This is a genomic window from Gabonia massiliensis, assembly GCF_001403595.1.
Taxonomy (GTDB): domain Bacteria; phylum Bacteroidota; class Bacteroidia; order Bacteroidales; family Coprobacteraceae; genus Coprobacter; species Coprobacter secundus.
Map to the genome: position 1 here is coordinate 1,604,711 of NZ_LN877940.1, position 26,508 is coordinate 1,631,218.

A 26,508-nucleotide genomic window follows, 5' to 3' on the forward strand; every position below is an offset into this window, starting at 1 on the left:
TGCTGAAATACAGTATTTTATTTTCTTTCCATAAAAAACAAGTAAAAAGCGATTTGTTTTTCAAAAAAAAGTTTTGAAATTTTGTAGTCGCTTTGGGTATAAAAAGAACCCGTAAAAAGATTTGCGGGAAGTATAATTTTGACTGAAAAAATTTGATTTATTAGAAATGAGTTCTGATCACGTCTCACTATGGGACCGCTGTTTGACCATTATTAAGGACAATGTGCCGGAGGCGATATACACAAATTGGTTTGCACCGATTGTGCCTTATAGCTTCGAAAATAATGTGTTGATCATTCAGGTTCCTACACACTTTTTCTATGAGTATCTGGAATTGAATTTCCGTAAGATACTGCAATTGGCTCTTTTCCGAGTGTTTGGAAAGGGTATACAGCTGAAATATAAAATCATGATGGTAAGCGACCCCAAGACTGAGGTCGACATAGAGACTGTTACCAAGCCGGTAAGTGTGGAAGTGAAGAAGACAGCTCCAGCTGTGCAGATACCAGACCCATTCAAGCGTCATGTATATGAGGAATTAGATTCTCAGTTAAATCCGAATTATAATTTTGATAATTATTGCCAAAGCCCAAGTAATCAATTGGCCCGTACTGCCGGTATGACTATTGCCGACAAACCGGGGAAAAATGCTTTTAATCCTTTCTTCCTGTTCGGGGAGTCGGGGGTAGGAAAGACTCATCTGGTACAGGCCATCGGTGTACGTATCAAGGAGCAGAATCCGCAAGCTCGGGTTCTATATATATCTTCTCATTTGTTCCAGGTGCAGTATACGAATGCCGTGCGTAGCAACACAGTCAATGATTTTATCAACTTCTATCAGAGTATCGATGTTTTATTGATAGATGATATACAGGAGTTGGCATCGAAGATACAGACGCAAAATACATTCTTCCATATATTCAACCATTTGCACCAGAACAATAAGCAGTTGGTGCTTACTTCGGACCGTCCGCCCGTATCCTTGGAAGGCATGGTTCCGCGTTTGCTTACACGTTTCAAGTGGGGATTGACCGCTAAAGTAGAGCGTCCTGATTATGAGTTGCGCAAAAATATATTGCTCAATAAGGTGCATCATGACGGCTTGGCTATATCGGATGAGGTCATTGAGTATATTTCTCGAAATATTACGGATAATGTGCGTGATTTGGAAGGTGTGATTGTGTCGTTGATGGCTCATTCTACTATCTTCAACCGGGATATAACTATCGAATTGGCGGAACGGGTTTTGAGTACGTGCGTGCGTATTGAGAAAAAACAGATTACGATAGATTCTATCAAACAGACGGTATGTGAGTTTTATGATATGGATCCGAAGTTGTTGCAGGCCAAGACTCGCAAACGTGAAATCGTACAGGCTCGTCAGATATCCATGTACTTGGCCAAAAAATATACCGACAGTTCGTTGTCATTTATAGGCAGTGCTATCGGAAAGAAAGACCATGCCACGGTTTTGCATGCTTGTAAGACTATTACAGACCAGATAGAGACAGATAAGACTTTGCGTGCCAATGTGGCTGAGATAGAGCAATTGTTGAGGAAATAAGGAAATTTGAAACTTGACTTATAGGAATGGCGTTGTCATCGGAATAGATGGTAACGTTTTTTTTATCTTATATTGACGTGATTGTGTATAGGTGTGACAGCGAAGAGTGCTATTTAGGTTGGGATATTGTTTGAGGCGTAGTTTATCGAGTTTGGTGTAGCTGGGAAATCTCTGTCAGGTTTTAATGGGAGTTTTTATTTTCGGTGCTTGTATTGGGTGAATATATTGAAAGCCAAGATGTTGATATAGACTATGACAACGTTTTGTTCTGTTAATATTCTGTAAATACTTACTAAATTCTTGCATTTTCCAATTATTTGTTTCGTCTTTTCAAAGAAAGGCCATATTTTTGTATTAACAAAATTGTTAGTTTGATTAGTTAAACAAAATAGTTTGTAGTATGGATAAGGAAGATAATCACTTACAGGACACAGAGACGAGAATCCTTCAGGCTGCTGAAAAGGAATTCTTTGAGAAAGGGTATGCCGGAGCAAGGACAGCTTCTATCGCAGAGGCAGCCGGTGTGACCCATGCTATGCTCCATTACTATTTCCGAACAAAAGACAAGCTTTTTGAACAGATTGTATCGGAAAAAATAAATAAGCTCGGGGATATTGTGCTAAGTGCCATCGGAGACAGCAATTTGCCCTTGGCAGAAAGAATCCGTCAGGGGGTGGAACATCATTTCGATTTCATTGCGGCCAACCGGGAACTGCCAAGATTTCTCGTGAACGAAGTCTATGTACGCCCGGAACGTATCGGGGCGATGGTGTCAGGTATGCAAAGTGTAGCAAGCGCTCTGTTAGACAATCTCCAGCACGAGATTGACGAATGCGCAGCACAAGGGCAATGCAGACAGATTGATGCACGCATGCTGCTGATTGATATCGTGTCGCTCAATGTTTTTCCGTTTATGGCAGCTCCGATTGTTGAAGGGGCAATTGGGTCTTTTTATGAAAGTTATGACGAATTTCTGGCCATGCGCAAAAAAGAGAATGTAGAAACCGTTTTGAGAAAACTTAAAATTTATTGATTATGTTGAAACTGTATTTGTTCCTGGCATTGTCATTGTCTACGGGTATCCATCTATCTGCTCAAGTGACATTGGAAGAGTGTGTTGCGCTTGCGCAGGACAATTATCCGCTTATCCGGAAGTATGATTTGCTGAACCGGACGAAAGAGGTGAACTTGTCGAATATTAACAAGAGCTGGTTGCCACAAATCAATGTGTACGGACAGGGAACCGTGCAGAATGAGACGCCTTCCTTCCCTGAGTCATTGGCAGGGATTATCAGCCAGACCGGCACCTCCATTTCCGGATTGAATGAATGGCAATATAAAATAGGTGCGGACATCAGCCAGAACATCTGGGACGGCGGCGTATCGAAGACCGGTCGACAAATAGAACGTGCTGAGGACGCGGAACGGCAGACTGCCTTGGATGTCCAGCTTTATGCTATCCGTGAACGGGTGGAAGATTTGTATTTCGGGATATTGCTCATTGAGGAACAGGTCGAGCAGATACGGAATATGCAGGCATTGTTGCAAAGCAACCTTGCCAAGCTGCGGACCATGCATGAAAACGGCACAGCCATGCAAAGCGACGTAGATATGGTGGAAGCGCAATACCTCAGCACTGCCCAACAGCTCACTCAGGCGAAAAGTGCATCGAGGAGTTATCGGATGTTGCTTGAGATATTCACGGGAAAAAGTTTTGTCAAGCAAGAGCTGATGAAGCCGGAGGCATCCGTTCCTCAAGATTTGATGCCCAACCGTCCCGAATTAAGGCATTTTGAAGCACAATTGCAAGCTAATGAGGCAAGAAGTGCAAGCATCACTGCGAGTATGATGCCTAAAATCGGACTGTTTGCCCAAGCTTATTATGGCTATCCGGGATTCGATTATTTTGAGAGCATGATGAACCGTGACCTCTCCTTCAACATTCTTGCAGGGGTGAAAGTCTCATGGAACATAGGAGCATTATATACAAAGAAAAACAACAATCAGAAACTGCGCCTTTCGTCGGACAATATAGCTGTAGAACGAGATGTGTTCCTGTTCAACACGAATATGCAGACCCGGTCGCAACTAGACCATATCGACGAACTGAAGGCTGTCATGAAAGAGAACGACCGGATAGTGGAATTGCGCGCTAATGTACGGAAAGCGGCCGAATCCCAACTTGACAACGGGGTGATCGACGCTACATCTTTGCTGACCAAGCTGACGGACGAGAAGCAAGCCCGTCTCACCGCATCTTATCATGAAATCCAGCTTCTCCAAAGCATTTATCAACTTAAATATACATTGAACAAATGAAAAAGATAGCATTATTCTCCGTGTTCGTTATGATACTGGCTTCTTGCCAGCATAAAGAAAAGTATGATGCCACCGGCATTTTCGAGGCCAATACTGTGACCGTGTCTTCTGAAACCAGCGGAAAACTTATATCGTTTGACATCGACGAGGGAGACAGCCTTGTAGCCGGACAACAAGTCGGACTTGTGGATACCACTTTGTTGGCGTTGCAACAGAAACAGCTTCATAGCCAGCAGTTGTCTACTGAGAAATCATCGCCTGACATTGCGGCACAAGCTGCGGCATTAAGGTCACAAATAGCCCACCAACAGAATGAGTGCAACCGCATAGACCGCCTGCTTACCAGTGGAGCAGCTACACAGAAACAGAGTGATGACGCAAATGCGCAATTGAGAACGTTGCGCGGGCAATTGGAGGGCTTGCTTTCTACGCTTGACAAGAACCGCAGTTCCATCACGGAAAGTGCTTCTGCCCTGCAATATCAAAAGGAGCAGATAGAGGAGCAGATACGCAAGAGTTGTATTGCTGCACCGATAACCGGCACTGTCTTGCAGAAGTATGCCGAGCAGGGCGAGTATGCCACTCCCGGGCGACCACTCTTCAAGATGGCAAACCTCGACGACATTTATCTCCGCAGCTACTTCACGGCTTCCCAACTGGCTTACATCAAGATTGGGCAGGAAGTAACTGTCATCGCTGACTTTGGTGGAGATGAACAATATGAGTATCCCGGTAAAATCACGTGGATAGCACAAGAAAGCGAGTTTACTCCAAAGTCCATCCAGACGCAAGACTCAAGGGCAAACCTTGTATATGCCGTAAAAATTGCGGTGAAGAATGATGGCAGGCTGAAACTCGGGCAGTATGGAGAGGTGCGCTTATGAAAAATGCGATTGAGATTCAAGATCTGACGAAAAGATACGGGACACTTGTAGCTCTCGATCATGTGAGCCTTTCTGTTTCTGAAGGGTCCATGTTCGGTCTTATCGGTCCGGACGGTGCGGGAAAGACCACGCTATACCAGATTCTGACTACTTTGCTCAGTCCCGATGAGGGTTCTGCTACTGTGACCGGCTTGGATGTGGTAAAGGATTACAAGAAACTGCGTACCGAAATAGGTTACATGCCGGAGAAGTTTTCCCTTTATCCTGACCTTACTGTAGACGAGAATCTGCATTTCTTCGCCTCGTTGTTCGGAGTGGACGTAAAGGACAATTTCGACTTGATAGCTCCTATATTCGACCAGTTGAAGAAGTTTCCGAACCGCATGGCCGGAGCTTTGTCCGGAGGCATGAAGCAGAAGCTCGCCTTGGGGTGTGCGTTGATACACCGCCCGAAAGTGCTGCTTTTGGATGAACCTACTACCGGAGTGGATGCTGTGTCGAGAAGTGAATTCTGGGATATGCTGGCCACGCTGAAAGAAAAGGGTATCACGATTCTTGTCTCTACTTCTTATATGGACGAAGCCGAGCGTTGCGAACGTATCGCCTTAATAAATAAGGGAAAGATTCTTGATGTGAATACCCCCGGCAGACTGATTGAAGGCATGGATAAGAATCTTTATAATGCATCGTCAAAGGATATGTATCCGCTTTTGGAAGCGTTGCACACGTTGCCGTACGTGAAGGACTGCTATACTTTCGGGGCCACGTTGCATATCGTAACAGATGGCGGATTCGACCCGGACGATGCTGTCTGCAAACTTCGGCAAAAGGGGCTGGAGGATGCTCGGATATGGCCGGCAAAAGGAAATATAGAAGATTTATTCATTAAATTGGCTGATAATGATGGATAGGGAGACGGTAATATCGGTCAAAGACCTCACAAAGAAGTTCGGAAATTTTACTGCGGTAGACCATATCACCCTGCAAGTCCGTCGGGGTGAAATATTCGGATTCTTGGGGGCGAACGGTGCAGGCAAGACCACTGCCATGCGTATGTTGTGCGGGCTTAGTTTGCCTACATCCGGCACCGGAACGGTGGCCGGCTATGACATCGTCCGCCAGGCAGAGGAAATCAAACGGCACATCGGCTACATGAGCCAGAAGTTTTCGCTCTATGAGGGGCTGACCGTGTGGGAGAACCTGAATCTTTTTGCCACTATCTATGGTATGTCTGCAAAGAGTATCAAGGACAAGACAGATGCCGTGTTCAAGACATTGGGCATGGAAAACATGCGGGATGTTCTGGTAAAGGAAATCCCTCTCGGCTGGAAGCAGAAACTGGCGTTTACAACTGCCACCCTGCATTCGCCGGATGTCGTCTTTCTGGATGAGCCGACCGGAGGTGTCGACCCTTTCACCCGGCGTAAGTTTTGGGAGATGATTTATCGGGCTTCGTCAGAAGGCATGACGGTCTTTGTGACTACCCATTACTTGGATGAAGCTGAGTATTGCAACCGTATCTCCATTATGGTAGATGGGCGTATCAAGGCACTGGACAGTCCGGCAGGATTGAAACAGCAATACCGTGCCGGTACAATGGACGAAGTGTTCCGCATAGTGGCCAAAGATGCGAAAAGGTCGGATTAAGTAAACTAAAAAGCGAATGTTATGTCGATATTTCAATCACTCATAAAGAAAGAGGTACTGCATCTCTTGCGCGACTTCCGTACGGTAACGGTGGTGCTGGTCATGCCCGTCATACTGCTGTTGCTGTTCGGGTTTGCCATATCTACCGAGGTCAACGATGTAAGAGTTGTCGCTGTGGTGGAACAACATACGGACGAGACCAAACAGATTATAGACCGCTTCCGCACCAATTCCTACTTTACGTTTGCAGGTATTGTTACTTACAATGAAGTGGAAAGTCTTTTACGGAAAGGGCGGGCGGATGCTGCCGTCGTGTTCCGCACAGAGGACGGGAAACTGAAGCATCAGATTGTCGTGGATGCTTCCAATACCAATATGGCACAGACATCCACGGCTTATTTGGAGAGTGTCATCCGTTCCGGGGCGAGCATTCCGGTCGTGACCGATACGCTCTATAATCCACAACTGAGAAGTGCATACAATTTTGTTCCGGGCATTATGGGTATGATATTCATCATGATTTGTGCAATGATGACTTCCGTGTCGATTGTCAGCGAAAAGGAAACGGGGACCATGAACTTGTTGCTGGTGTCGCCGGTACGTCCTCGGACGATTATCCTGGGCAAGCTGGTGCCTTACTTCCTGTTGTCGTGCATCATATTGATATTGATGCTGTTGTTGAGCTATACCGTGTTGGGCATACCTTTCTCTTTCAGTGTCATCCATGTGATATGGGTAACTATCCTGTATGTGGTTCTTGCCCTTGCATTGGGATTGCTTATTTCCACCATCGCTTCCACACAGGTATCTGCCTTACTTGTTTCAGGAGTAATGTTTATGATTCCCGTTGTTTTGTTGTCCGGCATGATTTTCCCGGTAGAAAATATGCCGTTGGCCTTGCAATGGTTCTCGTGTATCATCCCGGCACGTTGGTATATTTCGGCTATGCGTGTGCTGATGATTCAGCAGCTTCCCATCGGATATGTGCTGACAGAGGTTCTGGTCTTGTCGGGAATGGCATTGGCCGTGCTGGTCTTGGCCGTCAAGAAGTTTAACGCTAAAAAATAAAGGATGTATGAATGCAAGTATATTGAAGATATTACTCAAGAAAGAAGTGTCGCTGATAAGGCGGAATCCGATTATACCACGTCTTATAATAGCCATGCCGATTCTGGTAATGCTGATAGTCCCCCTTGTAGTGACACTCGACGTGAAGAACGTGGGGGTGGCTGTGGTGGATAATGACCGGACAGAGCTGTCGCGACGGATGATAGCGGACATGGATGCATCGGAGTACCTGTCTGTGACAGGTTGTTATTTCAATTACGACGAAGCTTTCCGGCAAATAGAGAACGGGAAAGCGGATGCCATTGTCACTATTCCGAAAGATTACCAGAAGAATTTGACCAACGGAAAGAGGCCCGAACTGGACTTGAAGGCGAACGGTGTGAATGCGACGAAAGGAACATTGGGTGCGCAATATGCCACCATGTCCGTGGCGAAGACTGTTTTGCGATGGCAGACGGAACAAGGTACCAGTCTGCCTTTGTCGGCATCAGCTACAGTGAATTTGTATAACCCGACTCTCGACTTCCAGAACTACATGATACCGGCTCTCATGGTGGTACTGCTCATCATCATTTGCGGTTTTCTTCCGACCCTCAACTTAGTCAGCGAAAAGGAGTCCGGAACCATTGAGGCGATGAACGTCACTCCGGTAGGAAGATTTGAGTTTGTGCTGTCGAAGTTGATACCCTATTGGGTTGTTGGCATATTGGTCGTAACGGTCGGGATGCTTATCGGCTGGCTGGTCTATGGACTGGTACCGGAAGGGAATATTGTAAATATCTATCTTGCGGCTATTTTGTTCAGCCTCGTCATGTCGGGGTTGGGGGTGTTCATTGCCAATAAGTCTGCTACTATCCTGCAAAGCATATTTATGATGTTTGCTTTCATCATCATCTTCCAGTTGATGAGCGGACTGTTTACCCCCATTGCTTCTATGCCTCGGTGGGCACAGTATATCACTTATGCCATTCCACCGCGTTATTTCATTGAAATCATGCGTTCCGTCTATTTGAAAGGTGCTACCGTGGCAGACCTTTGGGGACAATATGCGGCGTTGTCAGGCTTTGCTATCCTGTTCAGTCTCGTGGCGGCCATGACATACAGGAAGAGAGTGTAAACTATTGTCGATTCAAGGAAATACCAAAAGATGATACGGAACAGGTTATGTGGAATGCAGTCGAAGGGGAGCAGAACTTTTCTTTGATGGAATTGAAAGAAAAGCGGGCTGAATTTTGCAGAACGGCTTCCATTGGTCGAGCAATGGGTCATAAATGGGAAAATAACTCTGCTGTCGTTTGTAAACATACCGTGTTGTTTTTAATATTTGCACGATTTGTTTAGGGGATGAATATGGTTTGGTAAAACGTGCTTTCATACAGGAGTAATAAGAAAAGACCTGCCGATTTGAGCATTGCTAAGAGGCTTGGCAGGTCCTAATGTTGCAGGGATAGTAAAGTTATCCTGAACTCCCAAACAATTCGGAACTTTATTTCTAAAATAGCGATATTTGCTTGGCTTCTAAAAGTTATCCGATAGATATTCAGAGCGATTGTCAGAAGGACAACATACAGATACTAAAATACCCTTTGGCTTTTATTTTTCGATGTTGAGCTCTTCTATCAAATGTGTCGCTCCGGCAAATTTGTCGATAATAAACAGTATGTAACGTATGTCGGTAATGATAGTACGTTGGTACTGTTTTTGATATTGGATGTCCCCTGTGATGCCTTCCCAGTTGCGGTCAAATCCGATACCGACCAATTGTCCTTTGGCGTTCATGACAGGACTGCCGGAGTTGCCACCGGTAGTGTGGGTATTGGCAATAAGGTTTACGGGCATTTTCCCGTCGGGTCGGGCGTATATACCGAAGTCTTTGTTGTGGTAGAGTTCTTTCAGTTTAGGAGCTACAACGAATTCCCAGTTGGTGGAGTCTTCTTTTTGCATTACACCGTCGAGTGTAGTATAGTAGAGGTAATCGATACCGTCGGAGGGACTGAAAGGTGCTATCTGTCCATAAGTGAGCCGGATTGTGAAGTTTGCGTCGGGATAGGTGGGTTTACCTTCGTTTATTTTCATAATGCCGTCGATATAAGTGCGGTGAGCGGTTTCTAACCGGTTGTCGAATTCTTGCAATCGGGCTGCGATGTTTTTGCGTTCATTGGCTACGGATTGGGCAAAAAGTATCATTCCGTCGTTTTCAAGGTTTTTGAGTGTAGGATGTTTTATGAAACGTTCAGCTTTTTGTGGGTTGCCATAAATGGACTTTGCGAAAAGGTCGTCGACATAGAGGTCTGTATTTCCTTTGTATTTTTTCTCAATGGTACGGAAGAAGTCAGGGCGTTCGTCAGGGGCTATGTTGTCGGCATAGAGTTTCAACATAGCTTTGGCGATTTTTTTGTCTACTTCGGGGGCATAGTCTTTGTTTCTGAATTTTCGGATGCTTTTTTCTATTTCGGCAGCAGGTACGGTTTTGATTCCGTTTTTCCGCAGGGAGTCGATGAGTGCCCGGTGTGTGGCTACTTTACTGAATTCTATTCCGGTAGACAGGGCTTCGGTGAGGTAGAACTGACGCTTTTTCAGGCCGGCTCGTTTTTCAATGACACTGTCTATGGTCTGTATTGCCTGTAAGTATTGGGGGAGCTGGTTTGCTTTTGCCCACGTGACGAGATTCTCTTTTTCCCGGTCCTTCTGTTCTATGAGTTGTTGCCGGTCTATCATTTTGTTCATGCCTTTGGAGCTTTTGTAGCTGTTGGTCGATGAGGCATACTTCCCGGCGTATTGAATTCTGATTTTGGGGTCGGCGAGCATTTCTTCAAGCATGAGTTTTTGCCGCAAGTCGCGTACTTGGACACGTATGCTGTTTTCGATATCACGGCGTTCTCTGACTTCGGAAGGGGTGTAGAAATGATTGGTGCGTCCGGGGAAACCCATGAGCATGACATAGTCGTTTTGTTCTATCCCTCCGGTAGAGAGGCTGAAATACTTTTTGGGACGCAGTGGAACGTTGTTTTCGGAATAAGGTGCCGGATTGCCCAAGGAGTCGGTATAGATGCGGAATATGGAGAAGTCACCGGTATGGCGGGGCCACATCCAGTTGTCGGTGTCGGCTCCGAATTTTCCGATAGAAGAGGGTGGTGCTCCTACCATACGTATATCGGAGTATATTTTTTGGGTAAACATGTAGTATTTGTTACCTCCGTAGAAGGGTTTTATTTCTACTTTCGTGCCGGGATTGTTGTCGAGAAAGTCTTTTCCTGCCCGTTTCTCGGCCAGTTTGTTAAGGTATTTTGCGGATAGAAATTTGAGGATGTAGTCGGATGTATCTTTTTGGAGTTCGTGTTTTACGTATCCGGTGACGTCTTCTATTTTGTCGATAAAGGTCACTGTAAGTCCGGGGTTCGGAAGTTCTTCTTTTTTACTTTTTGCCCAAAATCCATTGGTGAGCAGGTCATTGTCGACCGAGCTGTGTTGTTGTATATAGTTGTATCCGCAATGATGGTTGGTGAGTACAAGACCTTCGGGGGATATGACTTCGCCGGTGCATCCTCCACCGAAAATGACTACAGCGTCTTTAAGGGATATGGAGTCTGGGTGGTATATGTCTTCAGCGGAGAGTTCGAGGCCGAGCCCTTTCATTTGTGATATGTTTTGTTGATTGATTAACGGTAATACCCACATGCCTTCATCGGCTGATGTGGTAAACAAGGTGGATAAGGCTATCAGCCCAGATAAAATGTGTTTATTTTTCATATAATGGTTTTGGTTTGTTAGTACCGGTTTAAATCTCCTGATAGAATTTTTTGCTGGGTTTTTTGATATCCTTTTTGTTTTTCCTGATTTTGTGAGGAAGGTAGGGGGCTACCGATAGACAAAATCCTGAAAATATATTTGAAAGGATTTTTCATAAACCCTGAAAATGTAACCAGGCTATTGTTTATGGGGCGAAGATAGGAATAATTTTATAAGAGGCTGTCTGGTACGAATGATTTTTTTGTTGTGTAGACTGCTGTATGTGATACTTTTTCAGAGCTTGTTTTGGAGTTTTCTGTGATGGAGGATTTCCATTTTCGGAGAGGGGATAAAGGGGGGGTACGGTGAAGAGTGCAGTGTGGGCAGAGATTATTTTGCTGCTGTTTGGTGAGGTTGTATCTGTCGGCTTTGAGAAGTTGCTTTGGGTTTAGGAGGCTATGCTCGGGCGTCACACACCCCCGCCCCTCTCCAGAAGGGAGCTCTAAATACAGCTTTTCTTTTTGAAAATAAAAGGTTTGGGTATGATGTTTTCCCTCTCGAGTGGGGATTAAGAGGTGTGTTACGGAGAGATTGCGCGGGTTGAGTTGAGATAATTTTTGCTGCTGTTTGGTGAGGAGGTATCTATTGGTTTTGAGAGGTTGCTTTTGATTTTAGGTGGCTGTACGCAGACGTCACACACCCCCGGCCCCTCTCCAGAGGGGAGCTTTGGATGCTGTTTCCTTCTTGGTAATAAAAGGTTTGAGTATAATGTTTCCCCTCTCAAAAGGGGATTAAGGGGTGTGTAACGATGAGGAGGGTGACTTGGGATGAGGGAACAGGTTTTTGGGGTGTATTTGACTCTAGAGAAAATTTCAGGCGGATTTATTATTTTTATTTACTTTATATTTTTTATCTATTTTGAGTGCAAAAGCAAACTTTTTTCCTACTTTTGCAAAGAAAGACAAAGGGGTGCCCGATAGGCTGAGATTATACCCTATGAACCTGTACGGATAATGCCGGCGTAGGAATTTGTTCATAGTAGACATATTTTATTTATGTGCTGATATTAAAATCAGATATCCTCCATCCCTTTGGGTCACACAATAATAATATATAAAGTTGCTCAAGGAATGACGGAATATGTAAAATGTCTGACCATTGCAGGGTCGGACAGCGGAGGAGGGGCCGGTATACAGGCGGACCTGAAGACCATGTCGGCATTAGGTGTGTACGGCATGTCGGTCATTACGGCCATTACAGCGCAGAATACATGCGGGGTGTCGGCCATACAACCTATCGAGGCACCTGTCGTAAGAGCGCAGATAGAAGCTGTATTGTCAGATATCGGAACCGACGCTGTAAAGATAGGTATGTTGCACTCTCCCCGTATTGTGGAGACGGTCATTGACATGTTGGATCAATACACCCCTCGTTATACGGTACTCGACCCGGTAATGATATCGACCAGCGGGCATAAGCTTATCGAAGATGAGACGATAGAGCTTATCCGCTCGGAAATGTTCGGTCGGGTGACTGTAATAACCCCGAATATCGATGAAGCAATATTGTTGAGTAAAATTGATATTATCGACCTAAAGGACATGTACAAGGCGGCTGAAATATTTTTGAAAAACGGCTGTCGGAATGTACTGATGAAAGGTGGGCATCTAAAAGGCCATAAAATGACCGATATTTTGTTTAGTCAGGAAAATGAACCTCTCATACTATCTGCCGATCAAATAGTAACAGACAACACTCATGGTACCGGCTGCACTTTATCTTCTGCCATAGCCTCTTATTTGGCATTGGGACATGAGCTTTATCAGGCAGTAACACTGGCCAAGGATTATATTACATCGGCATTGCAAGCCGGGGTCGGTATCTGCACAGGAAAAGGCCATGGACCATTGAATCACTTTTTCAATCCGAAACCTCTAACAGGAAAACCTTTAATAACAGATATAACCATTACCTGAACTTTGAAATATTCAAAAATTTGAGATTGTATGAAAGTATTTTTAAACCACCAAGAAATCTGTGTTGGGAGTAGAGTGACATTGAGAGATTTGTTGGCCGGAAGAAGCATGACAGGAGACGGAACCTCCGTAGCAGTGAACAACCGGATCGTTGACAAGGAAGAATGGAGAGAGACTTTCCTTGCCAATGGGGACAAAGTAACAGTAATCAAATCTGTAGGAATCAAATAACATTACTCTTGTCTGGGACTGATTATTTGGAAAGCGGTGTTTGAGAAATAATATAGGTAATATATTTATAGCAACTCTTCTAATGATAAATATATGTTTTTCAGACACCGCAAACACAAAAGAATAAAAGGAATATGAAGTTGATTGGGATTACACGGGAACATGTGTTCGAAAGGGAGGAAGAGTACATAACTTTGCTTCTGGAGGAGGGGATGGATGCGTTGCATATACGCAAGCCGAATGTATTGTCCGACAGTATACGTTCTTTGCTCGAGAGGATTCCTTCGTATCTGCATTCTAAAATCATATTACATGACCACTTTGACTTGCTGGGAGACTTTCATCTGAAAGGGATACATCTCAACCGACGCCATCCGTATCCCCCTGAGGGGTATACCGGATATGTAGGGCGTTCGTGCCATGACTTGCAGGAACTTACTACTGCCGAAAGACTCGATTATCGGTTTCTCAGTCCTATCTTCGATAGCATTTCCAAGCAGGGGTATACAGCACGGTTTACAGACCGGGAACTTTCTGAAGCTGCTCGCCAGGGTGTTATCAACAGTTCTGTTATCGCTTTAGGGGGCATTACGCCTGAGCATCTTCCGCTTCTGAGCCGATATGGTTTCGGGGGAGCTGCTCTTTTGGGGTATCTCTGGCAGGCTCATAATAAGGAGGAGTTGCGTAATAATCTCCAGACATTGATACGGTATAATTCTCATTAATATATAATATACAGACTTTTATGTTTCAATTCATAACACATACCAACGACCGTTACAGTTATATAGAATCGGCATTGCAGGCTCTTGACGGGGGATGCAAGTGGATACAGTTGCGTATGAAAGATGCTACGACGCAACAGATAAAGATTGCAGCGAAGTACTTGTGTCCTGTATGCAAACGGTACGGGGCTACATTGGTCCTTGATGACCGGGCTGACTTGGTAATCGAGACCGGGGTTGATGGAGTGCATCTCGGCAAGAATGATATGTCACCGGATATGGCCAGGCAGCTGCTGGGTTCCGGCTATATTATCGGGGGTACGGCCAACACGTTCCAGGACATCCGTCGTCTGGTAGCTATGGGGGTAGATTACATCGGGCTTGGCCCGTACCGCTATACGGAGACGAAGAAGAATCTGAGTCCCATACTCGGCATACAGGGCTACCGGGATATTGTGATACAGTGTAGAAAGGAAAATATAACTACACCGATAGTGGCTATCGGAGGGATTACTGCTGATGATATTCCGCTTCTTTATAATGCGGGGGTGCAGGGTATTGCTCTCTCAGGGACTATACTTAATGCTCCCGACCCTGCGGAGGAGACCCGGAACATTATACAGATTATAGACCGACAAAACAAATAATATGATTATATGAAGACAATTACGCTTAACCATCAGGAAATGCAGATACAGGAGGATTGTACACTGGCCCGGCTGCTTGAAGATAAGGGGTTGAACGGGGGCGGTATTGCTGCTGCTGTCAACAATCGTGTTATACCTCGTAAAGACTGGGATGTTACTTTGCTCAATGATAATGATAAAGTTACTGTCATACGTGCGACTTGCGGCGGATAATGTGCTCATCTTTGTTTTTACAGGAATTGTTTTGCCGGATAATGTATATCTTCCCAGATTCTTCTCGGGGAATGGGAGAGATGAGGTAATGCCGGTATGGAATAGTGATAAAAGATATATTGGATATAACAACATAAAAAGATAAATATATGGATCAACTTATTATCGGGGGGAGGGAGTTTACTTCCCGTCTGTTCGTGGGAACAGGAAAATTCAGCTCGAACGAGCTTATGAGGAAGGCTATTATTGCATCCGGTACACAGATGGTGACTGTTGCCATGAAACGTATCGATATGAATAATGCTGAGGATGATATGCTTGTGCATATCAATCAGAAGGATGTACAGTTGTTGCCTAACACATCGGGTGTACGTGATGCCGAAGAGGCTATTCTGGCGGCTCAGCTTTCACGGGAGGCTTTCGGGACGAATTTTCTCAAACTGGAAATACACCCTGATCCTAAGTATTTGTTACCTGACCCGGTGGAAACGTTGAAGGCAACGGAGGCGCTTGTCAAGATGGGATTTGTCGTGCTTCCTTATGTGCAGGCCGACCCTGTGCTCTGCAAGCGGCTTGAAGAGGCCGGGGCGGCAACGGTTATGCCGCTGGCTGCTCCTATCGGTACAAACAAGGGCTTGTGTACGAAAGACCTCCTTGAAATCATCATTGAACAGAGTAATGTCCCTGTGGTGGTGGATGCAGGGCTGGGAGCTCCTTCGCATGCTGCGGCGGCAATGGAGCTGGGTGCCGATGCTGTACTTGTAAATACGGCTATTGCTATTTCTCCGGACCCAGAAGCGATGGCTCTTGCTTTTAAAGAGGCGACGATTGCCGGGCGCAGGGCTTATCGGGCCGGTCTCGGTGCACAGGCACGGCATGCGGCAGCGAGTAGTCCGCTTACTTCATTTCTCGATTGATTACCTCCAATGAAAAGGACAATATGAAAACAGAAAAAACAATACGTGATGCGTATCCCGCATCTGAAAAAGTCTATGTCGATGGCAAGTTGCATGATATAAAAGTGGGCATGCGCAAGGTAAAGTTGACGGATACTGTCAAAATTGTAGACGGTAAACGCGTGGTTACGCATAATGATGATGTGTATGTATATGATACGAGCGGCCCTTATACAGACCCGGATATCGAGATTAATCTTGAAAAGGGTCTTCCGCGCTTGCGCGAAAAGTGGATTACGGCTCGGGGGGATGTGGAGCAGTTGCCACAGATTACTTCCCAGTACGGACGTATGCGACTTGCCGACCACTCTCTTGATTCTTTGCGTTTTGAGCATATGAAACCACCTTACCGGGCTAAGGCCGGCAAAGAGATAACACAGATGTACTATGCCCGGCAGGGTATTATTACGCCTGAAATGGAATATGTGGCTATACGTGAGAATCTCCAGAATGAGAAGTTGGGTATAGAGACTCATATAACGCCTGAATTTGTACGCGACGAGATTGCCGCCGGCAGGGCTATCATTCCTGCCAATATCAATCATCCGGAGGCTGAGCCGATGATTATCGGGCGTAATTTTCTGGTGAAACTGAATACGAATATCGGCAATTCGGCTCTTTCTTCAAGTATAGAAGAGGAGGTGGATAAGGCTGTGTGGAGCTGCCGTTGGGGCGGAGACACGCTTATGGACCTCTCGACCGGGGCCAATATACATGAGACTCGGGAGTGGATTATCAGGAATTGTCCTGTGCCTGTGGGTACGGTTCCTATTTATCAGGCTTTGGAGAAAGTAAACGGGGAAGTGGAAAATCTTACTTGGGAGTTGTATAGGGATACGCTTATAGAACAATGTGAGCAAGGTGTGGACTATTTCACCATACATGCGGGGGTACTGAAGGAGCATGCCGAGCTGGTCAAAGAACGGCTTACCGGTATTGTATCGCGCGGAGGGTCTATCATGACAAAGTGGTGTGTCATGCATGATTGTGAAAGTTTTCTTTATACACATTTCGATGATATTTGCGAGATACTCAAACAATATGACGTAGCTATCTCGTTGGGAGATGGCATGCGGCCGGGTTCGATACATGATGCCAATGACCGTTCGCAATTCCTCGAACTCGATGTGTTGGGACAGCTTACCCAAAAAGCTTGGGCACACAATGTTCAGGTCATTATAGAGGGGCCCGGCCATATTCCCATGCATAAAATCAAGGAAAATATGGACCGTCAGTTGAGCTCCTGCCACGAGGCTCCTTTCTATACGTTGGGACCGTTGACGACCGATATAGCTCCGGGGTATGACCATATCACTTCGGCTATCGGTGCGGCGCAGATTGCCTGGTATGGTACGGCAATGATTTGTTATGTCACGCCTAAGGAACATCTCGGACTACCCAATCGTGAGGATGTGCGTAATGGGGTCATCGCCTATAAAATCGCAGCGCATGCAGCCGACTTGGCAAAGGGGCATCCCGGTGCACAAGTGCGTGATGATGCATTGAGCAAGGCCCGTTTTGAATTCCGGTGGAAAGACCAATTCAATCTCTCTCTCGACCCTGAACGTGCCCTCGAATATTATAAAGAAGGCTCGAAACATGATGGCGATTATTGTACCATGTGTGGCCCGAACTTCTGTGCTATGCGCCTCTCGCAGGATATCGATACATGCGATATGGTCGGGAAGTCTGCTCAGGAGGGGAAATGATGTCATCTTTTCTTTTGTCGAGAAAGGGTGATGAAGAAGTAAAATTATCAAAAATAATAAGAAGATGTTTTCAGAAGAACTTGAAAAAATATCGTGGGAAAAAACTACGAACGACATCTATTCTAAAACGGCAGCCGACGTGGAAGCGGCTCTGCACAAAGAGTATCTTGATGTGGAAGACTTCAAGGCGCTTATCTCGCCTGCTGCACAGCCTTACCTCGAAGTCATGGCGAGGCTTAGTCAACAGTACACTTTGCAACGTTTCGGCAAGACTATATCGATGTTTGTGCCTCTCTATATTACAAATTCGTGTACGAACTTTTGCATCTATTGCGGATTCAATCATAATAATCCCATGTCGAGGATTATCTTGACTGAAGAGGAGATTGTGAACGAATATAAGGCTATAAAAAAGCTTGCTCCTTTCGAGAACCTGCTTCTTGTGACCGGGGAAAATCCTGCAAAAGCTGGGGTCCCCTATATTGAGCGGGCTTTGCAATTGGCCAAGCCTTACTTTTCTAATTTGCAGATAGAGGTAATGCCTCTGAAAGCGGAGGAGTATGAACGGCTTACTCATTCCGGACTTAATGGGGTGATTTGCTTTCAAGAGACATATAACAAAGCAAATTATAACATCTATCATCCTAAAGGGATGAAGTCTAAATTTGACTGGAGGGTCAATGCTTTCGACCGTATGGGACAAGCCGGGGTACATAAAATAGGAATGGGGGTACTTATCGGCTTGGAAGACTGGCGTACCGATATTACGATGATGGCTTATCACTTGCGTTATTTGCAGAAGCATTATTGGAAAACGAAGTATAGCGTCAACTTTCCGCGTATGCGTCCGAGTGAAGGGCACTTCCAGCCGAATGTCGTTATGAGCGACAGGGAACTTGCTCAGGTGACTTTTGCCATGCGTATCTTCGACCATGATGTGGATATTTCTTACTCTACCCGAGAAAGTGCCCAGTTCCGTAATAATATGGCTACGCTGGGCGTGACAACGATGAGTGCTGAGAGCAAGACCGAACCCGGAGGATATTTTACTTATCCTCAGTCTCTCGAACAGTTTCATGTCAGTGACGAGCGCACTGCCGTGCAGGTAGAAAGGGACCTTAAGGCTCTGGGTCGTGAACCGGTGTGGAAAGATTGGGATGAGTCGTTTGACCGTAAAGCTCAGCAGGCTGTATGAATCTCTCTGAACGATATAGCCGGCAAATCATGCTCGAACCTATCGGTGAAGCCGGGCAAAAAAAGCTCTCTCAAGCTTCGGTACTCCTTGTAGGGGTAGGAGGACTGGGGTCTCCTATCGCTCTTTATCTTACCGGAGCCGGTGTCGGACGGCTGGGGCTCATCGACGGGGATGTCGTTTCGGAGAGTAATCTGCAACGTCAGGTTCTCTATACGGAAGAGGAGATAGGCAGGCCGAAGGCAGAGTGTGCCCGGAGACGGTTGCAGGCTCTTTCTTCTACGATAGAGATAGATGTATATCCTTATTTTCTGACACGGGATAATGCTCTGAGTATCATACAGAATTATGATATTGTCGTAGACGGGTGTGATAATTTTGCGACGCGTTATCTTATTGACGATTGTTGCCGTGAGACCGGAAAGCCTTATGTGTATGGTACTATCGGGGAATTTCGGGGGCAAGCCTCTGTGTTCAACTACCGGGGAGGTATCGGCTATCGAGACCTTTATCCTGATGAGATGGAGCTTACTGCCAGTCCTTCTAAGCCTGGAGGTGTGTTGGGGGTAGTACCCGGTATTATCGGAAGTATAGAAGCAGCGGAAACCATTAAGATAATAACGGATAGCGGAGAGCCTTTGCGTAACCGGCTTTTTACCATTGATGTACTTACTTTGAAAACCGAGATACTTGAGTTTTGAGTGTTGTCGCTTTTCTTATAGAAAAATTCCGACACAGCTTCTTTTCTATATTTCGGAAAGAGGGGCTGTGTCGGGTTGTATATGGCACTAAGAGCAGGTTTGTATTTTCCGATAGACGGAATTCAGATGGAATTTCTTTTCGTTTTCATTGGGCAAATAGTCCCATTATTATTCTCAAAAGAAGTTCCCAAGACAGACTCGAGCAAAATTAGGGTTCTAAAGTATTACAAATAGCAGGGGTAGGGTGAACAAAAAGGGTGTCTTTCTGATTATTTAATATATAAATTCGATACGTATGAAAAAGAGTAAATTTTTGACAGAGTTCAAGCAGTTTGCCATGCGTGGTAATGTTGTAGACATGGCGGTAGGTATCATTATCGGTGCTGCTTTCGGCAAGATTGTATCTTCGGCAGTCTCAGATTTGATTATGCCGATAGTTGGTTTGTTACTGGGAGGCATCAATTTTACGGATTTGAAATTGACTTTACATGAAGCAGTAACCAATGCGGCGGGAGAGGTGGTAACCCCGGCGGTGACATTGAATTATGGTAACTTTATCCAGGTGAGTGTCGATTTCATTATTATTGCATTCGCTATATTTTTGATTATAAAATTGATAGCAAAGCTTTCAAGACAAAAGAAGGAAGAGGTTGCGGCTGCGCCTCCTGTCCCTTCGCCCGAAGTACAGTTACTTACTCAAATAAGGGACATTATGGAAAAGCAGAGCTCAGAGAAAAAATGATTTGTTTTTGGTTCGGGATGTTTAGTATTTTTTGAATGTCGAAATCGAGAGTTTTTCGTAGTATTCATTTTTTAGAGAGAGCAGTTTTGAACTTCGAAGCAGGAGTGAAGACTGTTCTCTTTCTTAATTGGTATGTTCGGGCTGTTAAATTTAGTTTTTTATGTTGTTCGTGTCAAGATTACATAGAACAATAATAGTCGTACGGGCGTTGTAGGGGTAATTGGAAACTTCAAATATTTTTGGTATGAAAACGTCTTTTTTATTTTTGGCAGAGGGTTTTGATGAGATAGAGGCTGTTGCTGTATGGGATATATTACGCAGAGCTGGTGCTGAGGTGAAGTCTGTTTCTATGACAGGAGAGAAGACTGTGGTCGGTGCACACAATGTAGCGGTGGTGTCCGATGTACTCTATGAAAGCGTAAAATCTGATGATGTTGAAGGATTCTATATTTTGCCCGGTGGGGTAGAGGGAACTAAAAATCTTTTTATGAATGATGACTTCAAAATGAACTTATTGAATCATTATAATCAGGGTCGTTATGTGGGTGCAATAGGGGAGGCTCCATCTATTCTGGGAGAACTGGACATGTTGAATGGCAAGAATGTTACGGCTCAGCCGGCTTATATGAATTTTTTGCAGGGAGCGACTTATACAGGGCTGCCTGTTGAGATTCAAGATAATGTGATTACCGGTAGAGGTGCAGGAGATTCTTTTAAATTTGCTATCGGTATAGTTTCGATGCTCAAAGGAAAAGATGCTGCCGATAAAGTATCGAAAGAGTTGCTACTGATTATGGGGTAAGATAAGATTTTTCGGGTTTTGGCAGAATAGTCCAGTTTGGAAGTGTATTATATATTACTTCCGAATTGGATTTTTGTATGATGTAATAGTCAGAAACAGAGGCGATATAAGAAAAAAGATAAAAAAAGTTCTTCAAAGATTTGTGTATTATAAATAAAAAGTTTTATCTTTGCACCGCTTTTCGAGCGAGGGGAGCGAGATAGTAAAGAGATAGCGAAGAAAGACACAAGAGTATAGTTCTGGAAAAGTTCAAAAAAAGATTTGGAAAAATTTGGAGCGGAAACGAAAAAAGTTTTATCTTTGCAAAACTTTCGCGCTTCTAAGGGAGCAAGGAAATGCAAGAGGTCATTGAAAGTATTACGATAGACAGAGAGAAATGTAGAAAGAGACGGGCCCTTTTCGGGAAACCGGAGGGGGAATAAGTCCACGTCAAGATAGAAGCAGGAAAGACGGACACCTGGACAGGGATGTACAACTTTTACGTGAAGTAAGAAAATATAAAAGGAATAAATATTACAACGAAGAGTTTGATCCTGGCTCAGGATGAACGCTAGCGACAGGCCTAACACATGCAAGTCGAGGGGCATCAGGTATCAGCTTGCTGATACGCTGGCGACCGGCGCACGGGTGAGTAACGCGTATGCAATCTGCCTGTAACAGGGGGATAACCCGGAGAAATCCGGCCTAATACCCCATAAGGATGTCTGTCCGCATGGGCGGTCATCTAAAGGTTTTCCGGTTACAGATGGGCATGCGTTCCATTAGCTGGTTGGCGGGGTAACGGCCCACCAAGGCGACGATGGATAGGGGTTCTGAGAGGAAGGTCCCCCACACTGGTACTGAGACACGGACCAGACTCCTACGGGAGGCAGCAGTGAGGAATATTGGTCAATGGGCGTAAGCCTGAACCAGCCAAGTCGCGTGAAGGAAGACAGCCCTACGGGTCGTAAACTTCTTTTGTATGGGAGTAAAAGAGTCCACGCGTGGGCTATTGCAAGTACCATACGAATAAGCATCGGCTAACTCCGTGCCAGCAGCCGCGGTAATACGGAGGATGCGAGCGTTATCCGGATTTATTGGGTTTAAAGGGTGCGTAGGCGGCCCTATAAGTCAGCGGTGAAATGTTCCGGCTCAACCGGGAAACTGCCGTTGAAACTGTAGAGCTAGAGTCCACAAGAGGTATGCGGAATGCGTGGTGTAGCGGTGAAATGCATAGATATCACGCAGAACCCCGATTGCGAAGGCAGCATACTGGGGTGAAACAGACGCTGAAGCACGAAAGCGTGGGTATCGAACAGGATTAGATACCCTGGTAGTCCACGCCGTAAACGATGAATACTAACTGTTTGCGATATACAGTAAGCGGTACAGCGAAAGCGTTAAGTATTCCACCTGGGGAGTACGCCGGCAACGGTGAAACTCAAAGGAATTGACGGGGGCCCGCACAAGCGGAGGAACATGTGGTTTAATTCGATGATACGCGAGGAACCTTACCCGGGCTCAAACGCAGGGGGAATACGTATGAAAGTACGTAGCTAGCAATAGCCGCCTGCGAGGTGCTGCATGGTTGTCGTCAGCTCGTGCCGTGAGGTGTCGGCTTAAGTGCCATAACGAGCGCAACCCTTATCGATAGTTACTACCAGGTCAAGCTGAGGACTCAATCGAGACTGCCAGCGTAAGCTGCGAGGAAGGTGGGGATGACGTCAAATCAGCACGGCCCTTACGTCCGGGGCGACACACGTGTTACAATGGCAGGGACAGCGAGTAGCCAGGCAGCAATGCCGCGCCAATCTCGAAACCCTGTCCCAGTTCGGATCGGAGTCTGCAACCCGACTCCGTGAAGCTGGATTCGCTAGTAATCGCGCATCAGCCATGGCGCGGTGAATACGTTCCCGGGCCTTGTACACACCGCCCGTCAAGCCATGGGAGCCGGGAGTACCTGAAGTATGCAACCGCGAGGAGCGTCCTAGGGTAATACTGGTGACTGGGGCTAAGTCGTAACAAGGTAGCCGTACCGGAAGGTGCGGCTGGAACACCTCCTTTCTGGAGTAAAAGAGAATATGTCCGCCGAGATGAAGGCACAGGCGTCCGATGCCGGCCATGGAGGCGTTGACGACCCCGTTTACTTTCTACGGTCTATTGTAACAAGATACAAGAGAAGAAGCAGCCCGGCAGAGGGATGAATTGACAGTCCTATAGCTCAGTAGGTTAGAGCGCTACACTGATAATGTAGAGGTCGGCAGTTCAAATCTGCCTGGGACTACCAAACTGGCAGAAGTTTGGGGGATTAGCTCAGCTGGCTAGAGCACCTGCTTTGCACGCAGGGGGTCAACGGTTCGAATCCGTTATTCTCCACGAAAAAAGATCTTTGACATACTGAAAAAAGAAGAGAACAAACAAAAAAAACCTAGCAACAAAAAAGCGAACCAGGTATACATCACACCGGATGTCCGTTATACAACAACGGACATGTCCGGGGAAAGAAAGTAAGCAAGGGCGCATGGAGGATGCCTAGGCTCTCGAAGGCGAAGAAGGACGTGATAAGCTGCGAAAAGCTACGGTAAGGAGCAAATATCCGCTGACCCGTAGATCTCCGAATGGGGCAACCCGTCGTCGGAAGGCGACACACTGCAAAGCAGTGGGCAAACGTGGGGAACTGAAACATCTCATTACCCACAGGAAAAGAAAATAACAATGATTCCGCCAGTAGTGGCGAGCGAACGCGGAATAGCCCAAACCGTTCCTGTTTCGGCAGGATCGGGGTAGAAGGACCGCCGATAAAGGCAAGAGCGGAGGAAGTCGAACCAATTGGAAAGTTGGATCAAAGAAGGTGACAATCCCGTAGACGAATCCGAAGCGAAGCCGAGGCGGCACCTGAGTAGTGCGGGACACGAGAAATCCTGTATGAATCCGCGGGGACCATCCCGTAAGGCTAAATACTCCCGAGAGACCGATAGCGAACCAGTACTGTGAAGGAAAGGTGAAAAGAACCTCGAACAGAGGAGTGAAACAGACCCTGAAACCATGCGCCTACAAGCGGTCGGAGCTTCTATAAGGAGTGACGGCGTGCCTTTTGCATAATGAACCTACGAGTTACTCTTGCCGGCGAGGCTAAGGGCTTCAGGCCCGGAGCCGAAGCGAAAGCGAGTCTGAACAGGGCGCGATAGTCGGCAGGAGTAGACGCGAAACCAAGTGATCTACCCATGAGCAGGTTGAAGGTTGGGTAACACCAACTGGAGGACCGCACCGGTAAACGTTGAAAAGTTTTCGGATGACTTGTGGGTAGGGGTGAAAGGCTAATCAAACTTGGAGATAGCTCGTACTCCCCGAAATGCATTTAGGTGCAGCCTTCGGGGCTGAGTTGAAGAGGTAGAGCGACTGATAAGATGCGAGGGCTTCACCGCCTATCAAGTCTTGATAAACTCCGAATGCTTCAACTTTTACCCGAGGAGTGAGGGCATGGGTGCTAAGGTCCATGTCCGAGAGGGAAATAACCCAGACCATCAGCTAAGGTCCCGAAATAATAGCTAAGTTGAATTAACGAAGTAGAATTGCAAAGACAGCTAGGATGTTGGCTTGGAAGCAGCCATTCATTTAAAGAGTGCGTAACAGCTCACTAGTCGAGGAATTCTGCGTGGATAATAATCGGGCATAAGCTATTTACCGAAGCTATGGAATATGCAAATATTGGTAGGGGAGCATTCCACGGGTCGCAGAAGGCCTGTCTCGAGACAGGCTGGAGACAGTGGAAAAGCAAATGTAGGTATAAGTAACGATAAAGGAGGCGAGAAACCTCCTCGCCGCAAGACCAAGGGTTCCTGATCAACGCTAATCGGATCAGGGTAAGTCGGGCCCTAAGGCGCAGCCGAACGGCGCAGCCGATGGCAGAAACGGTTAATATTCCGTTACTGAATGTAAGAGTGATGCGGAGACGGAGCAGTGACACATCCGCCTGCAGACGGAATAGCAGGTTAAAGAGTGTAGATAATATTTCGGTAGGCAAATCCGCCGGGATAGTCGAACTTGACAGTACCGGGCGTCCTCGGACAACCGGATAGCGATGGTAATCAGACTCCCAAGAAAATCCGCTAAACATATGTTACATTCACCCGTACCCCAAACGGACACACGTGGTTGGGTAGAATATACCAAGGCGCTCGAGAGATTCACGGTTAAGGAACTAGGCAAATTGACCCTGTAACTTCGGGAAAAAGGGTCCCAACGTCAAAGTTGGGCGCAGAGAATAGGTCCAGGCAACTGTTTAACAAAAACACAGGGCTGTGCGAAATTGAAAGATGAAGTATACAGCCTGACACCTGCCCGGTGCTGGAAGGTTAAGAGGAGACGTCATCGCAAGAGAAGCGTAGAATTGAAGCCCCAGTAAACGGCGGCCGTAACTATAACGGTCCTAAGGTAGCGAAATTCCTTGTCGGGTAAGTTCCGACCTGCACGAATGGTGCAATGATCTGGACACTGTCTCAACCGTGAGCTCGGTGAAATTGTAGTATCGGTGAAGATGCCGATTACCCGCAACGGGACGGAAAGACCCCGTGAACCTTTACTGCAACTTAGCATTGAATTTGGGTACTTGATGTGTAGGATAGTCCGGAGGCAGAGAATTGGGTACGCCAGTATCCGAGGAGCCGCTGTTGAAATACGGACCTTTGATTATTTGAATTCTAACTCTGGCATGCAGAGGACACTGCTTGGTGGGTAGTTTGACTGGGGTGGTCGCCTCCAAAAGCGTAACGGAGGCTTCTAAAGGTACCCTCAGGCCGATTGGTAACCGGCCGCAGAGTGTAATGGCACAAGGGTGCTTGACTGAGAGACCGACACGTCGATCAGGTAGGAAACTAGAGCATAGTGATCCGGTGGTTCCGTATGGAAGGGCCATCGCTCAAAGGATAAAAGGTACTCCGGGGATAACAGGCTGATCGCTCCCAAGAGCTCATATCGACGGAGCGGTTTGGCACCTCGATGTCGGCTCGTCACATCCTGGGGCTGGAGAAGGTCCCAAGGGTTGGGCTGTTCGCCCATTAAAGTGGCACGCGAGCTGGGTTCAGAACGTCGTGAGACAGTTCGGTCCCTATCTGTTGTGGGCGCAGGAAATTTGCGAGGCTCTGACACTAGTACGAGAGGACCGTGTTGGACCGGCCGCTGGTTTATCAGTTGTTCCGCCAGGAGCACCGCTGAGTAGCTAAGCCGGGATTGGATAAGTGCTGAAAGCATCTAAGTACGAAGCCAGCCTCAAGATTAGATTTCCCTGGAGGGTCGTTGCAGACGACGACGTAGATAGGTTGCAGGTGTAAAGGCAGTAATGCCAAAGCCGAGCAAAACTAATCACCCGAGACTTTCTGTAAGGTATGATTCCGGTAGTGCCGGATACGTGGTATCGTTCTGTCG

At 46.3% G+C, this 26,508-nt stretch carries 19 protein-coding genes, 2 tRNA genes, 2 rRNA genes, 1 pseudogene and 1 riboswitch; of the genes and pseudogenes, 23 read left to right on the forward strand and 1 reads right to left on the reverse strand.

What is annotated here, in order from left to right:
- Nucleotides 1-166: 166 nt before the first annotated feature.
- The 8 genes and pseudogenes from dnaA to BN2628_RS16090 all read left to right on the forward strand — a co-directional run bounded on the left by dnaA (nucleotide 167) and on the right by BN2628_RS16090 (nucleotide 8,599).
- Nucleotides 167-1,564: a chromosomal replication initiator protein DnaA gene (gene dnaA, locus BN2628_RS16055; protein ID WP_055100031.1), complete on the forward strand. Its 1,398-nt coding sequence runs from the start codon at nucleotides 167-169 to the stop codon at nucleotides 1,562-1,564.
- A 400-nt stretch (nucleotides 1,565-1,964) separates the two neighbouring features.
- On the forward strand, nucleotides 1,965-2,597 hold the full coding sequence (locus BN2628_RS16060; RefSeq protein WP_021931755.1) for a TetR/AcrR family transcriptional regulator: 633 nt from the start codon (nucleotides 1,965-1,967) through the stop codon (nucleotides 2,595-2,597).
- Nucleotides 2,598-2,599: 2 nt separating this feature from the next.
- Entirely contained in the window at nucleotides 2,600-3,883 is a 1,284-nt protein-coding gene (locus tag BN2628_RS16065; protein WP_055100039.1) for a TolC family protein, read from the forward strand.
- The gene (locus BN2628_RS16070) at nucleotides 3,880-4,767 is read left to right on the forward strand and encodes an HlyD family secretion protein (RefSeq protein ID WP_021931757.1); all 888 of its coding nucleotides are present in this window, start codon (nucleotides 3,880-3,882) and stop codon (nucleotides 4,765-4,767) included. The genes BN2628_RS16065 and BN2628_RS16070 overlap by 4 nt, the downstream gene beginning before the upstream one ends.
- Nucleotides 4,764-5,678 carry an ABC transporter ATP-binding protein gene (locus BN2628_RS16075; RefSeq protein ID WP_021931758.1) on the forward strand — a complete coding sequence of 305 codons (915 nt, stop codon included), beginning with the start codon at nucleotides 4,764-4,766 and terminating at the stop codon, nucleotides 5,676-5,678. The genes BN2628_RS16070 and BN2628_RS16075 overlap by 4 nt, the downstream gene beginning before the upstream one ends.
- Before the next feature lie 7 nt (nucleotides 5,679-5,685).
- Nucleotides 5,686-6,414 (forward strand): annotated as a pseudogene (locus tag BN2628_RS16080) (ABC transporter ATP-binding protein); the annotation flags it as partial.
- Nucleotides 6,415-6,435: 21 nt separating this feature from the next.
- Complete coding sequence (locus BN2628_RS16085) at nucleotides 6,436-7,482, forward strand: ABC transporter permease (RefSeq protein WP_021931760.1); 1,047 nt, start codon at nucleotides 6,436-6,438, stop codon at nucleotides 7,480-7,482.
- A gap of 7 nt (nucleotides 7,483-7,489) precedes the next feature.
- Entirely contained in the window at nucleotides 7,490-8,599 is a 1,110-nt protein-coding gene (locus BN2628_RS16090; protein WP_055100046.1) for an ABC transporter permease, read from the forward strand.
- 476 nt (nucleotides 8,600-9,075) lie between these two features.
- On the opposite strand, the gene BN2628_RS16095 is transcribed toward BN2628_RS16090, so the two are convergent.
- Nucleotides 9,076-11,232 carry a S46 family peptidase gene (locus BN2628_RS16095; RefSeq protein ID WP_055100051.1) on the reverse strand — a complete coding sequence of 719 codons (2,157 nt, stop codon included), beginning with the start codon at nucleotides 11,230-11,232 and terminating at the stop codon, nucleotides 9,076-9,078.
- A gap of 934 nt (nucleotides 11,233-12,166) precedes the next feature.
- A riboswitch (TPP riboswitch) is annotated at nucleotides 12,167-12,257 on the forward strand.
- 84 nt (nucleotides 12,258-12,341) lie between these two features.
- On the opposite strand from BN2628_RS16095, the gene thiD reads away from it, so the two are divergent.
- The 15 genes from thiD to BN2628_RS16170 all read left to right on the forward strand — a co-directional run bounded on the left by thiD (nucleotide 12,342) and on the right by BN2628_RS16170 (nucleotide 26,464).
- Complete coding sequence (gene thiD, locus BN2628_RS16100) at nucleotides 12,342-13,187, forward strand: bifunctional hydroxymethylpyrimidine kinase/phosphomethylpyrimidine kinase (RefSeq protein ID WP_055100659.1); 846 nt, start codon at nucleotides 12,342-12,344, stop codon at nucleotides 13,185-13,187.
- 30 nt (nucleotides 13,188-13,217) lie between these two features.
- On the forward strand, nucleotides 13,218-13,418 hold the full coding sequence (gene thiS, locus BN2628_RS16105) for a sulfur carrier protein ThiS (protein ID WP_021931766.1): 201 nt from the start codon (nucleotides 13,218-13,220) through the stop codon (nucleotides 13,416-13,418).
- A 134-nt stretch (nucleotides 13,419-13,552) separates the two neighbouring features.
- Complete coding sequence (locus tag BN2628_RS16110) at nucleotides 13,553-14,143, forward strand: thiamine phosphate synthase (protein ID WP_021931767.1); 591 nt, start codon at nucleotides 13,553-13,555, stop codon at nucleotides 14,141-14,143.
- A gap of 20 nt (nucleotides 14,144-14,163) precedes the next feature.
- The gene (locus tag BN2628_RS16115) at nucleotides 14,164-14,790 is read left to right on the forward strand and encodes a thiamine phosphate synthase (protein ID WP_021931768.1); all 627 of its coding nucleotides are present in this window, start codon (nucleotides 14,164-14,166) and stop codon (nucleotides 14,788-14,790) included.
- A gap of 9 nt (nucleotides 14,791-14,799) precedes the next feature.
- On the forward strand, nucleotides 14,800-15,003 hold the full coding sequence (gene thiS / locus BN2628_RS16120) for a sulfur carrier protein ThiS (protein ID WP_021931769.1): 204 nt from the start codon (nucleotides 14,800-14,802) through the stop codon (nucleotides 15,001-15,003).
- A gap of 149 nt (nucleotides 15,004-15,152) precedes the next feature.
- On the forward strand, nucleotides 15,153-15,920 hold the full coding sequence (locus BN2628_RS16125) for a thiazole synthase (RefSeq protein WP_055100059.1): 768 nt from the start codon (nucleotides 15,153-15,155) through the stop codon (nucleotides 15,918-15,920).
- A gap of 23 nt (nucleotides 15,921-15,943) precedes the next feature.
- Nucleotides 15,944-17,668 (forward strand): phosphomethylpyrimidine synthase ThiC, encoded by a 1,725-nt coding sequence (gene thiC / locus BN2628_RS16130; protein WP_055100061.1) that lies wholly within the window; start codon nucleotides 15,944-15,946, stop codon nucleotides 17,666-17,668.
- Nucleotides 17,669-17,732: 64 nt separating this feature from the next.
- The gene (gene thiH / locus BN2628_RS16135) at nucleotides 17,733-18,863 is read left to right on the forward strand and encodes a 2-iminoacetate synthase ThiH (protein WP_021931773.1); all 1,131 of its coding nucleotides are present in this window, start codon (nucleotides 17,733-17,735) and stop codon (nucleotides 18,861-18,863) included.
- Nucleotides 18,860-19,561 carry a HesA/MoeB/ThiF family protein gene (locus tag BN2628_RS16140; protein WP_021931774.1) on the forward strand — a complete coding sequence of 234 codons (702 nt, stop codon included), beginning with the start codon at nucleotides 18,860-18,862 and terminating at the stop codon, nucleotides 19,559-19,561. The genes thiH and BN2628_RS16140 overlap by 4 nt, the downstream gene beginning before the upstream one ends.
- A 295-nt stretch (nucleotides 19,562-19,856) precedes the next feature.
- A complete protein-coding gene (mscL, locus tag BN2628_RS16145) occupies nucleotides 19,857-20,303 on the forward strand; it encodes a large-conductance mechanosensitive channel protein MscL (protein WP_021931775.1) in 447 nt (148 codons plus the stop codon).
- A gap of 244 nt (nucleotides 20,304-20,547) precedes the next feature.
- Nucleotides 20,548-21,105, forward strand: a complete 558-nt coding sequence (locus tag BN2628_RS16150; protein WP_055100070.1) for a DJ-1/PfpI family protein — start codon at nucleotides 20,548-20,550, stop codon at nucleotides 21,103-21,105.
- A gap of 515 nt (nucleotides 21,106-21,620) precedes the next feature.
- Nucleotides 21,621-23,148, forward strand: a 16S ribosomal RNA gene (locus BN2628_RS16155).
- A 146-nt stretch (nucleotides 23,149-23,294) separates the two neighbouring features.
- Nucleotides 23,295-23,371, forward strand: a tRNA-Ile gene (locus tag BN2628_RS16160).
- 15 nt (nucleotides 23,372-23,386) lie between these two features.
- Nucleotides 23,387-23,460: transfer RNA gene (locus BN2628_RS16165), tRNA-Ala, on the forward strand.
- Between the two features lie 125 nt (nucleotides 23,461-23,585).
- Nucleotides 23,586-26,464 (forward strand): 23S ribosomal RNA (locus BN2628_RS16170).
- Together the 16S and 23S rRNA genes with 2 tRNA genes alongside form the textbook arrangement of a ribosomal RNA operon.
- Nucleotides 26,465-26,508 lie beyond the last annotated feature (44 nt).

What these genes read in the sequence shown, in the direction of transcription:
- dnaA (WP_055100031.1), top strand. Translation starts at nt 167, where the DNA reads ATGAGTTCTGATCACGTCTCACTATGGGACCGCTGTTTGACCATTATT.
- BN2628_RS16060 (WP_021931755.1), top strand. Translation starts at nt 1,965, where the DNA reads ATGGATAAGGAAGATAATCACTTACAGGACACAGAGACGAGAATCCTT.
- BN2628_RS16065 (WP_055100039.1), top strand. Translation starts at nt 2,600, where the DNA reads ATGTTGAAACTGTATTTGTTCCTGGCATTGTCATTGTCTACGGGTATC.
- BN2628_RS16070 (WP_021931757.1), top strand. Translation starts at nt 3,880, where the DNA reads ATGAAAAAGATAGCATTATTCTCCGTGTTCGTTATGATACTGGCTTCT.
- BN2628_RS16075 (WP_021931758.1), top strand. Translation starts at nt 4,764, where the DNA reads ATGAAAAATGCGATTGAGATTCAAGATCTGACGAAAAGATACGGGACA.
- BN2628_RS16085 (WP_021931760.1), top strand. Translation starts at nt 6,436, where the DNA reads ATGTCGATATTTCAATCACTCATAAAGAAAGAGGTACTGCATCTCTTG.
- BN2628_RS16090 (WP_055100046.1), top strand. Translation starts at nt 7,490, where the DNA reads ATGAATGCAAGTATATTGAAGATATTACTCAAGAAAGAAGTGTCGCTG.
- BN2628_RS16095 (WP_055100051.1), bottom strand. Translation starts at nt 11,232, where the DNA reads ATGAAAAATAAACACATTTTATCTGGGCTGATAGCCTTATCCACCTTG.
- thiD (WP_055100659.1), top strand. Translation starts at nt 12,342, where the DNA reads ATGACGGAATATGTAAAATGTCTGACCATTGCAGGGTCGGACAGCGGA.
- thiS (WP_021931766.1), top strand. Translation starts at nt 13,218, where the DNA reads ATGAAAGTATTTTTAAACCACCAAGAAATCTGTGTTGGGAGTAGAGTG.
- BN2628_RS16110 (WP_021931767.1), top strand. Translation starts at nt 13,553, where the DNA reads ATGAAGTTGATTGGGATTACACGGGAACATGTGTTCGAAAGGGAGGAA.
- BN2628_RS16115 (WP_021931768.1), top strand. Translation starts at nt 14,164, where the DNA reads ATGTTTCAATTCATAACACATACCAACGACCGTTACAGTTATATAGAA.
- thiS (WP_021931769.1), top strand. Translation starts at nt 14,800, where the DNA reads ATGAAGACAATTACGCTTAACCATCAGGAAATGCAGATACAGGAGGAT.
- BN2628_RS16125 (WP_055100059.1), top strand. Translation starts at nt 15,153, where the DNA reads ATGGATCAACTTATTATCGGGGGGAGGGAGTTTACTTCCCGTCTGTTC.
- thiC (WP_055100061.1), top strand. Translation starts at nt 15,944, where the DNA reads ATGAAAACAGAAAAAACAATACGTGATGCGTATCCCGCATCTGAAAAA.
- thiH (WP_021931773.1), top strand. Translation starts at nt 17,733, where the DNA reads ATGTTTTCAGAAGAACTTGAAAAAATATCGTGGGAAAAAACTACGAAC.
- BN2628_RS16140 (WP_021931774.1), top strand. Translation starts at nt 18,860, where the DNA reads ATGAATCTCTCTGAACGATATAGCCGGCAAATCATGCTCGAACCTATC.
- mscL (WP_021931775.1), top strand. Translation starts at nt 19,857, where the DNA reads ATGAAAAAGAGTAAATTTTTGACAGAGTTCAAGCAGTTTGCCATGCGT.
- BN2628_RS16150 (WP_055100070.1), top strand. Translation starts at nt 20,548, where the DNA reads ATGAAAACGTCTTTTTTATTTTTGGCAGAGGGTTTTGATGAGATAGAG.